Source organism: Ensifer sp. 2TAB8 (genome assembly GCF_052115125.1).
Lineage (GTDB): Bacteria > Pseudomonadota > Alphaproteobacteria > Rhizobiales > Rhizobiaceae > Ensifer.
The window spans coordinates 40,982-54,185 of the sequence record NZ_JBFRGB010000031.1 but is presented as its reverse complement, the minus strand read 5'-3'; the positions used below and the strand labels follow the sequence as shown (position 1 = coordinate 54,185).

General features: G+C 62.3%; 14 protein-coding genes. 5 read left to right on the top strand and 9 right to left on the bottom strand.

The annotated features are described in order from the left end of the window. Positions 1-9: 9 nt before the first annotated feature. From AB4Z53_RS31120 to AB4Z53_RS31100, 5 genes are all read right to left on the bottom strand, one after another. The gene (locus AB4Z53_RS31120) at positions 10-843 is read right to left on the bottom strand and encodes a carbohydrate ABC transporter permease (RefSeq protein ID WP_113539185.1); all 834 of its coding nucleotides are present in this window, start codon (positions 841-843) and stop codon (positions 10-12) included. Between the two features lie 4 nt (positions 844-847). Continuing rightward, on the bottom strand, positions 848-1,783 hold the full coding sequence (locus tag AB4Z53_RS31115; RefSeq protein ID WP_113539186.1) for a carbohydrate ABC transporter permease: 936 nt from the start codon (positions 1,781-1,783) through the stop codon (positions 848-850). 96 nt (positions 1,784-1,879) lie between these two features. After that, positions 1,880-3,142 carry an ABC transporter substrate-binding protein gene (locus AB4Z53_RS31110; RefSeq protein WP_113539187.1) on the bottom strand — a complete coding sequence of 421 codons (1,263 nt, stop codon included), beginning with the start codon at positions 3,140-3,142 and terminating at the stop codon, positions 1,880-1,882. A gap of 68 nt (positions 3,143-3,210) precedes the next feature. Further along, the gene (locus AB4Z53_RS31105) at positions 3,211-4,383 is read right to left on the bottom strand and encodes a PLP-dependent transferase (RefSeq protein WP_060605247.1); all 1,173 of its coding nucleotides are present in this window, start codon (positions 4,381-4,383) and stop codon (positions 3,211-3,213) included. After that, positions 4,380-5,096: a FadR/GntR family transcriptional regulator gene (locus AB4Z53_RS31100; protein ID WP_113539189.1), complete on the bottom strand. Its 717-nt coding sequence runs from the start codon at positions 5,094-5,096 to the stop codon at positions 4,380-4,382. Before AB4Z53_RS31100 ends, AB4Z53_RS31105 begins: the two co-directional genes overlap by 4 nt. Before the next feature lie 145 nt (positions 5,097-5,241). Here AB4Z53_RS31100 and AB4Z53_RS31095 point away from each other — a divergent pair, with 145 nt between their 5' ends. Further along, complete coding sequence (locus tag AB4Z53_RS31095) at positions 5,242-5,499, top strand: hypothetical protein (RefSeq protein ID WP_441599214.1); 258 nt, start codon at positions 5,242-5,244, stop codon at positions 5,497-5,499. Positions 5,500-5,561: 62 nt separating this feature from the next. Here AB4Z53_RS31095 and AB4Z53_RS31090 read toward each other — a convergent pair whose 3' ends face one another. Both AB4Z53_RS31090 and AB4Z53_RS31085 read right to left on the bottom strand, forming a co-directional pair. Next, positions 5,562-6,665 carry a M24 family metallopeptidase gene (locus AB4Z53_RS31090; RefSeq protein WP_441599213.1) on the bottom strand — a complete coding sequence of 368 codons (1,104 nt, stop codon included), beginning with the start codon at positions 6,663-6,665 and terminating at the stop codon, positions 5,562-5,564. 336 nt (positions 6,666-7,001) lie between these two features. Beyond that, positions 7,002-7,694 (bottom strand): GntR family transcriptional regulator, encoded by a 693-nt coding sequence (locus AB4Z53_RS31085; RefSeq protein WP_223725325.1) that lies wholly within the window; start codon positions 7,692-7,694, stop codon positions 7,002-7,004. Positions 7,695-7,915: 221 nt separating this feature from the next. Between AB4Z53_RS31085 and AB4Z53_RS31080 the strand changes: the two genes are divergently transcribed. The 4 genes from AB4Z53_RS31080 to AB4Z53_RS31065 all read left to right on the top strand — a co-directional run bounded on the left by AB4Z53_RS31080 (position 7,916) and on the right by AB4Z53_RS31065 (position 12,069). Beyond that, positions 7,916-9,283, top strand: coding sequence for a glutamine synthetase family protein (locus AB4Z53_RS31080; protein WP_223725324.1), 1,368 nt, complete (start codon positions 7,916-7,918; stop codon positions 9,281-9,283). Next, positions 9,280-10,593 carry an NAD(P)/FAD-dependent oxidoreductase gene (locus tag AB4Z53_RS31075; RefSeq protein WP_441599226.1) on the top strand — a complete coding sequence of 438 codons (1,314 nt, stop codon included), beginning with the start codon at positions 9,280-9,282 and terminating at the stop codon, positions 10,591-10,593. Before AB4Z53_RS31080 ends, AB4Z53_RS31075 begins: the two co-directional genes overlap by 4 nt. Before the next feature lie 278 nt (positions 10,594-10,871). Further along, on the top strand, positions 10,872-11,786 hold the full coding sequence (locus AB4Z53_RS31070) for a transglutaminase-like domain-containing protein (RefSeq protein WP_223725323.1): 915 nt from the start codon (positions 10,872-10,874) through the stop codon (positions 11,784-11,786). 133 nt (positions 11,787-11,919) lie between these two features. After that, positions 11,920-12,069 carry a hypothetical protein gene (locus AB4Z53_RS31065; RefSeq protein ID WP_441599212.1) on the top strand — a complete coding sequence of 50 codons (150 nt, stop codon included), beginning with the start codon at positions 11,920-11,922 and terminating at the stop codon, positions 12,067-12,069. Between the two features lie 9 nt (positions 12,070-12,078). Here AB4Z53_RS31065 and AB4Z53_RS31060 read toward each other — a convergent pair whose 3' ends face one another. Beyond that, entirely contained in the window at positions 12,079-12,471 is a 393-nt protein-coding gene (locus AB4Z53_RS31060) for a YybH family protein (RefSeq protein ID WP_113539196.1), read from the bottom strand. Positions 12,472-12,515: 44 nt separating this feature from the next. Beyond that, a complete protein-coding gene (locus AB4Z53_RS31055; protein ID WP_113539197.1) occupies positions 12,516-13,133 on the bottom strand; it encodes a TetR/AcrR family transcriptional regulator in 618 nt (205 codons plus the stop codon). Between the last annotated feature and the right edge of the window lie 71 nt (positions 13,134-13,204).

Below are 13,204 nucleotides of genomic sequence, written 5' to 3'. Positions count from 1 at the left end.
GGGTAATCCTCAGCCTTTGACCGCGCCGGCCGTGAGGCCCTGGACGAGATAGCGTTGAATGAGCAGGAAGAAGAGGCAGGCGGGGATGAGCGCGAGCACGCCGGCGGCCATCATCTGCCCGAAGTCGACGGAGAACTTCGACACGAAGGACAACAGTCCCACCGGGAAGGTTGCCTGGTCGTTGCCGGAGATCAGCATCAGCGAGAACAGCAGCTCGCTCCAGGCGGCGGTGAAGACGAAGCCGAGGGTTGCTGCGATGCCCGGCAGCGTCAGCGGCAGGATGATCTGGCGGAAGGCGACGAATTGCGTCGCGCCGTCGATCATCGCCGCTTCCTCCAGGTCCTTCGGAATGCCGTCGAAGAAGGACTGCATCAGGAAGGTGGCAAAGGGTACGTTGAAGGCGGTGTAGACGATGACGAGGCCGGTCAGGCTGTTGGTGAGGCCCATCGGCGAGAGGATCTTGAAGATCGGCGCCACCAGCATGACCAGTGGGAACATCTGCGTCAGAAGCATCAGCGCCACCAGCCAATATTTGCCGCGGAAATTGAAGCGCGACAGGGCATAGCCGGAGAGCGAGGCGAGGATGGTGACGATGACGGCGGTGGAGCCGGAGACGATCAGGCTGTTGCGAAAGAACACCGGAAAGGCGCTGTGGCGGAGCACGAAATCGAAATGTTCGAGGCTGGCGCGCGACGGCCACATCCGAATGCCTTCGGAATAGAGCAGGTCGTTCGGGGTGACCGCAACCTTCAGCAACCAATAGAGCGGGAAGAGCGCGAAGGCGATATAGGCAAGGATGGCCAGCCGGTGCGCGATCATGAGGAAAAGCGGTTTGGCGCGCATTGGTTCAATCCTTGCTCAGGAGCCATTGCCGCAGGATGACGATCAGCATCGAATAGGCGAGCAGCAGTGCCAGGAGTACCAGCGCGATCGCCGAGGCGTAACCGAAATCCAGCCGCTTGAAGGCCTGGGTGAAGATGTAGCTGGCGACGATCTGGGTGCGGTCGGCCGGTCCGCCATTGGTCATGACGATGATCAGATCGGCGAAATTGGAGATCCAGACGGTGCGCAGCAGGATGGTGATGGCGATGGTGGGCGCCAGGAACGGCAGAGTGATCGACATGAAGCGCTGCACCGGGCCGGCGCCGTCGATGCTTGCGGCTTCATAGAGATCGCGCGGGATCGCCTGCAGCGCGGCCAGCAGTGTGATCGCGAAGAAGGGAATGCCCCACCAGACATTGGCGATGATCGGCCCCCACATGGCAAGCTGCGGGTCGGAAAGAATATTGTTCGGTTCGCTCATGATGCCGAGGCTGAAAAGCCAGTGCGGCAAGGGTCCGACGACCGGATTGAAGAGCCAGGCCCAGTTGAGGCCGGCAAGGAAGCTCGGCACTGCCCAGGGAAGAAAGACAAGTGCCTGCGCAAGGCCGCGACCATAGAAGGGTTTGTCGAGCAGCAGCGCCAGGATCAGGCCGAAGACGAACTGCAGGAGGACGGAGGCGCCGGTCCACCACAGCGTGTTGCGTAGCGCCCGATAGAAAGCCTGGTCTTCGGAGAGCGCCCGGAAATGATCGAGGCCGATATAGGCGCCGGAGAACGGGTTTAGGAGCTGAATGTCACGGAAGGCGTAGGAGACGCCGAGAGCCAGCGGCACAAGCATGACCGTGACGATCAGGATCAGAGCCGGCGCGCTATAGAGATAGGGTGCGGCGCCATCGGCGATGCGCTTCATCAGCGGCGTCCTGCTTGCCGGCAGGCCGCTTTGGCGGGCGACATAGTCCATCGATCGAAATTTCCCCTGTGTGGCCGCCGGTTGTTCGGGCGTGCCTATTTTCGCGAATGGAAAGCCGGCGGCGGCTAGCCACCGCCGGCCGAAGGCTTACTTCTTGCTGGCCAGGAACTTCTGCTGCGCCTTGGTCAGGTACTCCGCCCACTGGTTGGCTAGCTGTTCCGGCGTGATGTCGCCGAGGAGGGCTTCCTGGGTCGTCTTGATGGCGAGCGAATCCTTGAAGAACGCAAATTCCTCGAGGTAGGTCGGCATGACCGTCAGCACGACGTCCTTGTCGGCGAGTTCGTCGAACCAGCCCTTGAACTGAGCGCTCGCGTAGAAGGGGTCCTTCTCGGCCGACTTGTGCACCGGCAGTGCGCCCGTTCGCTTGTTCCACTCGATGTTGCCTTCCGGCCCTTCGAGGGTCTCGATCAGCTTCCAGGAGAGGTCCTTGTTCTGGCTTGCCGAGAGCATCGACCAGCCGGCGAAGCCGATGGTGGTAAACGCCTTGCCGCTCGGACCCTTCGGCATGGTGGTGACGCCGAAGTCTTCAGACTTCATGCGCTCGGCAATGGCGATCAGCGCGTCCGGATCCTGGTCGAGGAAGGCGCAGGTGCCGCTGTAGAAACCGGCGACGATTTCGTTGAAGCCCCAGTTGACGCTGTCCTTCGGTGCCAGGCCCTTCTTATAGAGGTCAATCACCCAGGTGAGGCCCTTGACCCAGCCTTCGCCGTTCATGGTCGAGGTGCCGTCCTCGTTGAAGAAGGTGTTGCTGCCGGCCATGGTGGCGCCGAACATCACCCAGCCGTTGAGGCCGCCCGGACCGCCGCGCAGGCAGTAGCCGGATTTGCCCGGAAGCTTGGAGACGGCTTCCGATGCCTTGACGAAATCGTCCATCGTCTTCGGCGGTTCGCTGACGCCGGCCTCCGACAAGAGCTTCTTGTTGTAGAACATGGCGCGCAGATAGAAGCCGTAGGGCAGCATGTAGGCGGTGTCGTTGACATCACGGCCGAGTTCGAGCGCGCGTTCGGTGAGGCCGGCCGTGTGTTCCCACTTGGTCAGGTAGGGTTCCAGGCTTTCGAGCATGCCGTTGTTGGCATAGAGCGACAGCCAGGTGTCGGGCATTTCCATCACGTCAGGCAGCTCGCCGGCGGAGACCATGGTCGCGAATTTCTGGAAGGCCTCGCCCCAGGGCAGCGAGATGATCTCGACCGTGGTGCCCGGGTTGGCCGCCTCGAACTTGGCGACGATCGACTTCAGCGTCTCGGTGCGCTCGGGGCTGGTGATGACCTCGACGAGCTTCAGCTTGGTGTCGGCGAGTGCGCTTCCGGCCATCAGGCTGGCGAGAAGCGTTGCAGTGATCAGTTTCTTCATTTTGTTCCCTCTTTTCTTCGTTGGTTTTGGTTCAAAGTGGGCAGAGCGGGATCTGCATCCCGCCCCTGTCAGTCAGTCGAAGCCACGGCGAGCGCCGCTTCGAGATCGCTCCAGAGGGCCTCCGTTCCCTCCAGGCCGACATGGAGCCGTACCGACCGCGGCGAGATGCCGAAGGCGGCCGCGGAATTGGGTTGGGCTTTTTGTGACAGCACGACTTCGCCCGGCACGATGAGGCTTTCATGTCCGCCCCAGGAAACGCCGAGCTTGAAGAGTTCGAGATGATCCGCGAAACGCCTGACATCGACGCCCTCGCGGAAGATGAAGGAAAACAGGCCCGAGGTGCCGGAAAGCCCCGGCGGCAGCGTGTTGCCGAGTCCGGGATGGCAGACGGTCTCGACCAGCGGATGGGCCTGCAGCCGCCGCGCGACTTCAAGCGCCGAACGCTCGTGCGACTTCATCCGGATCGGCAGGGTGCGCAGGCCGCGGATCAGGAGCCAGGCATCGAAGGGCGAAAGCTTGCCACCGAGATACGGGTAGGCTTCGGAGCGGATGCGGCCGATCAGTTCCTTCGATCCGGTGACAACGCCGGCGACGACGTCCGAGTGGCCGCCGAGATACTTGGACGCCGAATGGATGACGAGATCGACGCCGAGCGAGATCGGCTGCTGGAAGATCGGGCTTGCCCAACTGTTGTCGATCGCGGTGATGATGCCTTGGTCCTTGGCGAGGCGGGCCAGCGACGCGACGTCGTGGGTGTCCATCACCCAGCTCGTCGGGCTTTCCATATAGAAGAGCTTGGCGCCGGGTAGCGCTTTGGCAACCGCTTCCTCGTCGCGGCCGTCGACATAGGTCACCTCGATCTTCATGCGCTTCAGATGCGTGCCGAAGAGGCGGAAGGCATCGGGATAGACATGGTTGACGGCGACGATGCGGTCGCCCGGCTCGACGAAGGAAAGCACAGTGGAGGAGATCGCCGACATGCCGCTGGCAAAACCGATTGCGTCCTCGCCGCCTTCGAGCTTGGCCAGCATCTCCTCGAACATGCGAACCGTCGGATTCAGGCCGCGGGTATAGATCGGCCGTACGCGCTCGCCCCGGTAGGAGGCGACCATGTCGTCATAGTCTTTGAAGGTGAAGAGCGAGGTCTGCACGATCGGCGGCACGACGGCATCGAAGGCATTGCCCTCGTCATGCGCGACGATCAGCGAGGCGTGGTCGAACGGATCGAGGCCGTTGGTCATTTGGACATTTCCTTGATGTCTTCCTCGACGATCGCGAGGATTTTCAGCGTTTCTTCGCGCGCGGTGTCAGGATCCTGAGCCGCGATCGCGTTGAAGAGGGTGCGGTGGAACGGGAAGGAGCGGCGGGCGAAGTCCGACCGGTCGAAGGGCTCTTCCCAGAAGCGCTCGAAAGCTTCGCGCATCTGTTCGAGAAGCTGGCGGAAGAGCGGGTTGTGGGTGGCGTCGTAGATCGCAAGATGGAAGGCGAGGTCTTCCGGGCCCGACGTGCCCTTGGCGATATGCACGCGCTCCATTTCGTTGAGCTTGATTTCGATGATCTTGAGGTCGTCTTCGGTCCGACGGCGGGCGGCGACCATGTTGGCCTCGACCTCGATGCCGCGGCGCACTTCGAGTGTCATCAACAGCACGTCGCGCAGATGAGCCGCATCGAGGGTAAGCGGCATATGGACGGTCGCGCCCGAAATCGTGCGCAGCAGATAGGTGCCGCTGCCCTTGCGTGCTTCGACGACGCCGAGTGCCTGAAAGTGGCGGATGACTTCGCGGATGGTCGAACGGCCGACGGCCAGCGCCGTCATCAACTCGCGCTCGGCTGGCAGGCGTTCGCCCGGCTTCAGGCCCGATTGTTCGATGTAGTCAGCCAACGCGGCAATCACCTGCTGGGCCCGATCGGCCGGGGGCAGGGGCATCAGCGCCGCTCTTGCCGGTTCATTCATTCGGCTCCCTCCCCAGAGGCCAAATTGGTCTGACATCTCACCAATATGACCAAGGCAGGGTAGGTCGTCAAGCAAGAACTGATAAACGTGGACATGTTGACCCCGAGCGCTCCAGGCGTAGACAGGGAGGCAAGGAGTTTTGGTGATGATGAAATCGGAATGTCAGTTCGTGGTCGCAGCCATGCTGGGCGCGTTCCTCGCAGTGACGATGGTCGTGGGCGATACCGAGGCGCAGATGCGGACGCGGAAGGGCGAGTACTACGAAGGGGTCCAGCGCAAGCCCTACGGGCACTACTGGATCTGGCCGCCGGTTGAATACCAGCAACCGGTCTACAAGAAGCAATCCGGCAAGAAGGGGGCGGAGAGCGGAATGCCGACGCCGCGCAAGCGGCCGGCTCAATAGATTTCCGTACCGCCAAGTGAACCGGCAAAGAGAAGCGGCGCCCGAAGGCGCCGCAACTTTGATCAGACCCGGGCGACGTGAACGTCGCGGGGCAGGGAGGAAAGAACCTCCGGCCCGTCCTCGCGCAGGATCACGATATCCTCAAGCCGGATGCCGAAGCGGCCGGGCAGATAGATGCCGGGCTCGATCGAGAAGACCATGCCTTCTTCCAGAACGGTTTCCGAAGTCGCGGTGATGTAAGGCGGCTCGTGGCCGTCGATGCCCATGCCGTGGCCGGTACGGTGCACGAAGTATTCGCCGTAGCCGGCATCGCTGATCACCTTGCGGGCGGCGGCGTCGACTTCCTTGGCGAGGACGCCCGGGCGTGCTGCCTTCATCGCCGCCTGTACGGCCTTTTCAACGATGGTGTGGATCTGGCCGTATCCCTCGGGCGCGCGGCCGACGATCGCCATGCGGGTGATGTCGCTCGGGAAGCCCTGCTTGCGGCCGCCGATGTCGATGACCACCGCATCGCCTTCCTCGATCACCCGCTCGCTGGCCGAGTGATGCGGGAAAGCGCCATTGCCGCCGGCACCGACGATCCAGAAGGCCGGTGCCGCGCCTTCAGAGGCGAAGTGTCCGCGGATTTCGGCGGCCAGTTCCTTCTCGGTCATGCCTGGGCGGATCTTGGAAAACGCCGCCTGCATGGCACGGTCGGCGATGCCGGCATTCATCTTCAGAAACGCGTACTCGCTTTTGTCCTTGCGCATGCGGAGCGCGCCGAGCGTTGCCGGCGTGAATTCGCGGGCGGTATCGGCGGGGAGCGCATCGATGAGCAGAAGCGCGAAATCGGCGCGCATGGTTTCGTCGAGCACGACCCGGCCGGGCTTCTCCGCGCCGACATCGGCGAGCGCGGCTGAAAGGGCAGCGGCCGGGCCAAGGTCATCAGCCCAGTTGTGGAAGGCGATGTCGGTGTGCTCGCGCGTGCCCTCGGCGTTGAGCGCCGGCATCAGGAAGGCTTCCTTTCCCGGACCGATCAAAAGCAGGCAGGGCCGCTCGTCCGGATGTGGATGATAGCCGATCAGCCAATCCATGTGCGATCCCGGCGCGAGCGCGATGAGGCCGACATTGCCTTCGGCCATCTTGCGGCGGAGCGCGGCAAAACGGGTCTTGGTGAGTTCGTTCATGGGGGGTCCAATTCTGGTTTGAGGAAACGAGATGCGCACGCCGTTGACGCAACAGTGTGCTCATCGACGGACGGAACAGAGGCGCTGGACGTTTCAGCGCGAAGGGGCGGTTACGGGGAATGCCTGGGATCGGTGCAGGTGCTGCCCCGGGATGTGGCTCTTTGGCTCTTCAAGCGGACTCCTCCCCCTCGAATGCACGAGCATAGTCCGGAAGGCTGCGCGCTTCCCGTCACTATGCGTTTGTATTTGCACGACTTTGGTGTCGGACTCTGGCGTTGTCAATATGGAATTTTAGTCACACTAAAATTTGTGCCTATGCGGCATGATGTGGGTGGCTCAGGCGGCCAATCGTAGCAGCCGCGCCACCGCCTGCTGGTCGAAGCCGCCGATGCCTTCCCGGATGTCGGCGGCGATCGCATCGGCGGCGGCCTGCTCATCGCGCCGTCTCAGTGCCTCGATCGCCTCGCGGTGGCGATCCACCACATAGAGCTCGGTGACATGTTCCATGGCGATGCCGAGAATAGGCCCGAGTTGCAACCAGACGCTCTCGATCAGCGGCATGGCGACCGGATCGGGGTTGGCCGTATAGATCATGCGGTGGAACGCCTGGTTGGCGATCAACGCCGCCACCTTGTCACCTCCACGGATCTCCGTCTCGATGCTGTCATCGATCGCCGTGATCTTTTCAATCTGGCGCTCGGAAAGATGAGCGACGGCGCGGCGGGCGGCATGGCTTTCGAGTGCGATGCGCAGCGAGATCAGTTCCTCGAAACGGGCAGGCGTGATGTGCGGCACGACGATGCGGCGGTTTTCCAGAAATTGCAGCGCGCCGATGGAGGTCAGTTGGCGCAGGGCCTCGCGCACCGGTGTCGGGCTGCTTTCGAGCGCTTCGGCCAGGCCGCGGATGGTGACCGAGGTGCCGGGGCGGAACGCGCCGACCATGATCGCCTGTCGCAGACGGTGGAAGGCATAATCATGCGTGGTCATGCCGTCGGGTCGCGCAAGTGGCGGCAAAACAAGGGGTTTCAAGAGCGCCTGTCCTTCTGCCCGTTGCGATGATCCTGGCTCTCTTCGGCCCTGGTCATCGCGATCCTTACTTATCGTTACGCGTGGAATGCGGGCGGAGACCCGCATTCACTTTCCTGCATACCGCTCTACGTCAAACGCCTGATAGCATCGCTCATGCTTGACTCCAATTCCTGAATTATGTCAACAATCTGAAAATGTGATCACAAAAAGAGATTTGCGATATGTCGCTCGACGCGGAAGATCCCAGCGCATTCAAGGCATGGCTCGAGCAGAACGGGCCGATCGAAAGCATTCAGGCCGTGGTCTGCGACCTCAATGGCATCATGCGGGGAAAACGCGTGCCGGTGGAACAGGCGGCAAAGGTGCTCGGCGGTGGCATCCGCATGCCGCTCTCCATCGTCGGCGTCGACGTCTGGGGCGAGGATATCATCAACAGCGAGCAGGTATTTGCGAGCGGCGACCGTGACGGCATCTGCGGCGTCACCGGTCGCGGCGCGCTGCCGGTCAACTGGACCTCTCGGCCGAGCGCGCTGGTGCCGCTCTGGCTGCAGCTCGAAGACGGCAAACCGTTCCTCGCCGATCCGCGGCAGGCGCTGGCAGCCATCGTGCGCGAGTACAAGGAGCTCGGCCTCCGTCCCGTCGTCGCGACGGAACTGGAGTTTTACCTGATTGATCCGGAGCCCGACAGCGCGGTGCCGCCGATCTCACCCTATACCGGCAAGCGGCTCGATTCCGACGCGATCCTGTCGATCGACGAGCTCGATGATTTCGGCGAGTTCTTCTCCGACGTCTACAAGGAATGCGCCCGGCAGAACGTGCCGGCGGATGCGGCGATTGCCGAAAACGGCATCGGCCAGTTCGAGATCAACTTGCTTCACACCGACGATCCGCTGAAGGCGGCCGATGACGCGATCTTCTTCAAGCGCATCGTCAAGGGTGTGGCGCGCAAGCATGGCCTTGCCGCGACCTTTATGGCGAAGCCCTATGGCACCCGCTCTGGCAATGGCCTGCACATCCATTTCAGCCTGCTCGACGAAGAGGGCAACAACGTCTTCAACGATGGCAGTGACGAAGGATCGCCTATCCTGAAGAACGCCGTCGCCGGACTGCTCCGCGGTATGGCCGAGACGACGCTGCTCTTTGCCCCGCATTTCAATTCCTACCGGCGGCTGCGTCCCGATACGCACGCGCCGACCGCCGTCTGCTGGGGTTATGAGAACCGCACCTCGGCAATCCGTATCCCCGGCGGCAACCCCAATGCGCGCCGCATCGAGCATCGTGTCGCAGGCGCAGATGCCAATCCCTATCTCGTCGTCGCCGCGATCCTTGGCGCAGCACTCGTCGGCATCCGCAACAAGTGGAAGCCGCCGGCGCCGGTTTCTGGGCGGGCCTATGCAGCGGAGAAATTGCCCAAAATTCCCTCGGATTGGGGGCAAGCGGTCGATACCTTCGAGGCCGGACCGATTGCCGCCGAGATTTTCGATCCCGTACTGCGCTCGATGCTGATCGCCTGCAAACGCCAGGAAATTGCAGGCTTTGCCGAGCAGGTCACGGACTACGAATTCAGCGCCTATCTGGAAATCGTCTGATGCTTACGAAACAGAAGTCCTATGCCGGCGACGGCAGCTACCCGACCAGCTACTATGCCGCGTCCCGCAACATCGTCCGCACGCCGGTCCGGCTTCAGGGCCGGGTCGAGACCGATATCTGCGTCGTCGGTGCCGGCTATTCCGGCCTGTCGACGGCGATCCACCTTGCGGAAAAAGGCTACAAGGTCGTCGTCATCGAAGGGGCTCAGGTCGGCTGGGGCGCTTCGGGCCGCAATGGCGGCCAGGTCGTCAACGGCCTCAACGCCAGTCTCGCGACGATCCAGCGCCGCTACGGCGAGGACGCGGCGCGTTTCGTCGGCGGGCTGGTGCAGGAAGGCGGCAAGATCATTCGTCGCCTCGTCAGCCAGTACCAGATCGAGTGCGACCTGAAGCCGGGCAATATCTACGCCGCCTATACCCCGGCGCATATGAAGGAACTCGAAGCCAAGCAGGCGCTCTGGCGCAAATATGGCATGGACGATCACCAGCTTCTCGACCGCGACGCGCTCGGCAAGCTCGTCAAGTCGGACGCCTATTGCGGTGGCATGCTCGATACGACCGGCGGCCACATGCATCCGCTCAATCTGGTGCTGGGCGAGGCGCGCGCTTTCGAAAGCATCGGCGGCACGATCTACGAACAGTCGCCGGTAACACAGGTCGACCACGAAGCGGCGCGGCCGACGGTCTACACCGAAGGTGGCGAAGTCTCGGCGCGCATCGTCGTGCTCTGCGGCAATGCCTATCTCGGCGACGCGGTGCCGAAGCTCGTTTCGCGCGTCATGCCGGTCTCGACTCAGATGATCACCACGGCGCCGCTTGGCGAAGAACTCGCCCATTCGCTGATCCCCAGCGACATGTGCGTTGAGGACGTGCGCTACATCCTCGATTATTTCCGCCTGTCCGCCGACAAGCGCATGATCTTCGGCGGCGGCACCGTTTATGGCGGTACCGACCCGGCCGATGTGGTCGCCAAGCTCAAGCCCAATCTCGAAAAGGTGTTCCCAGAACTCAAGGGCGTGAAGATAGACTATGCCTGGAGCGGCAATTTTGCGCTCTCCTTCACCCGCGTGCCGCAGATGGGCCGCATCGGCTCCAATACCTATTTTGCCCACGGCTATAGCGGCCACGGCGTCACCGGCTCGCATCTCTTCGGCCGCACGCTCGCCGAGGCGATCGATGGTGACACCACGCGTTACGACGTCTTCGAGAAACTGCCCTGGTATCCGTTCCCGGGCGGGCGCATGTTCCGTGCGCAATATTCGACGATCGGCTCCTGGTGGTACCAGTTCAAGGATGCCGTCGGGCTATAGGCGGTCGGCCACTATCGTCTGCCGCAAGGACGGTGTCGCGCGTGGGCCGAGCGTCGTTTTCGCGCCTGACGCGATACCGTCCGGTTGCCTGATGCGCTAGTATCGGCCCATCAACATCGGCGCGCCCGCCGAAGGGCGCAGCCTGCATGCATTTGCTTGCATCTGAGGGCCGCCTGCGCGGTTCCCTTCGCATACGGATACCAAGGAAGGCCTGCGTTTTCTGGGCGGGCAGGGCAGAGGGGGAGCCGACCGTTCCCCATCGATCTTGGAGGTCTGAGATGTTCGTGCGTTTTGGCTATGAAATCGGCATTCGTTGTCCGCAGCCGACTCCGATGATGACCTATCTTTCCGTCGTGCCGGAGCGACGGGGTGCGCTTTGTCGCGAGCATGGCCCGCTGTCCATGCCGCTGGTGAGGATGGAACAGATCACCGATCCGCACGGCAACACCTGCCTGCGGATGACGGCGCCGGAAGGCGACTTCAAGCTCTCCTACGATGCCGTTATCGAGGACGACGGCAAGCTCGATGCCTCCGATCCCCTGGCGGGAGCGGTCCCTGTCGAAAATCTGCCGGCAGCGTGGCTACCCTACCTTGCCGCCAGCCGTTACTGCGAAACGGACCGGCTGGGCGCGCTCGCCTGGCGGCTCTTCGGCGATGTGCCGGCCGGATGGGATCGCGTTCAGGCTATCTCGGACTATGTGCACGAGCGACTGGTCTTCAGCTATGGCTATGCCCAGGCGATGCGCACGGCGCTCGAGGCTCATGAGGATCGCGTCGGCGTCAGCCGCGACTATGCCCATCTCGCCATAACCTTCTGCCGCTGCATGAACATGCCGGCGCGCTATGTGAACGGCTACATGGCCGACGTTCCGAAAAGCGAAAATCCGGCGCCGATGGATTTCAACGCCTGGTTCGAAGTCTTCCTCGGCGACCGGTGGCACACCTTCGACGCCAAGAACAACCAGCGGCGGGCTGGCCGCATCGCCGTTGCCCGGGGTCGCGATGCGGCAGACATTCCGCTGATTCAGACGTTCGGCAAGCATGAGCTGACCGCGTTTACGGTCTGGACCTGCGTCGAAGCGGACAGCGCGTTGACGCGCTCGCACCGCGCATCCGACGTTTCGCTGCTGACGCCGTGGTTCAGCGAGAGCTGGTCGAAGCATCTGAAGGAGCGCAACCGCAACCGGCATTGATGGCGTCCGCCCGCTGAACTGATTTTTTTACGATCTGTGCAATTTGCGGAAAATAATATCTACAAACTCAATGGAGAATATAGGAGAACAAGATAGTCGATGGCCGAGGCCCTCGCAGGAACGGAGAGACGCGATGAACGCTGCGAAACCGATGATCCAGTCCCGCTACGCACTCTATGGGACGACACCGCCACGCCGCTCGCATGTTCACCTCGTTCCGCACGCCATCGCCATCGTTGCCGCTTTTTCCTTCGTCAGCGCCGTGGTGGTCGGCGCCTTCTGAGGCCAGCCTTCAGCCATGCCGTGACAGGTGCTCATGCACGGCGAGCCAATCTCCCGATGACGCCCGCTCGAAAACGATCGTTTCCCGCTCGTCGGCAGTCGCCGGTTCTCCATTGAATTCCAGTTCCGTCTCGACGCGGTGCGTGAAGACCGCGACATCGCCCATGCTCTGGACATTCCGCTCGCTCGACCGGCACGCATGGACGCGAAAACCATCCCGTTCCTCCCAAAGCGACCATTCTGCCTCGTATTCGGCGCGGCTCTTCAGCGGCCGGTCGAGCGTATGGAAGATGAAGGTGGCATTGGGCGCAAAGGCCGAGAAGTAGGCGGCGCGATCGTGCCGGGCAAAGGCGGCGACAAGCCGGTCAGCGGCCGCAAGCACCGCCTGTTCGAGATCTGACATCGGGTTCCCTCTTTTTGCCGAGCGCGGCTCGTTTGTGGTGACGGTCAGCGTGCCGCGATCAACGTCGCAAGCGGGCGGTTCTGGCGTGAGACCCGGGCCTTGAGATCGTCGAGCGTCATGGTTTCGCGCTTGGCGAACTCGGTGAACATCATGTTGAGATTGTTGAAGAACATCTCGCCGACCGCCTCGGCATCGACGTCAGGCGCGACGACGCTCTTGGCCTGCAGCTTGCGGATCAGCGTCGAAACCTGCGCGCAGAGCCGGCGATCAAGATCCGTATAGCGCTTGCTGAAAGGGCTCTCCGGCTGCTGGATGGCGAGCGCCATCGCCGTCCGCCACATCTCCTTGCTGAGATAGTAGAGCGAGTGGTCGTAATATTCGCCGATCAGGGCATCCAGGGCGCCCATGACGGATGCCGGCGGATTGTCGACGATCGATCCGCCCCCCGCGAGCACCTCCTCGACTTCCATCGACACGGTGGCGAGCAGGATGTCGCCCTTGTTTTCATAGTAATTGTAGAAGGTTCCGACCGAAATCTCGGCGCGCTCGGCAATGTCCTCGATGCGCGCGCTGTCATAGCCGACTTCGCGAAAGAGCACGGCGGCGGCGTCGAGAATTCGCCTGTTGCGATCGGCCTTTTGCCGTGCGCGCAGTCCCGTCATTCCAGTGTTTCCCCGAATTATGAATTGGTTCAAAATTGAGATTGACTTAAAAAATGAATTCATTCAATCTT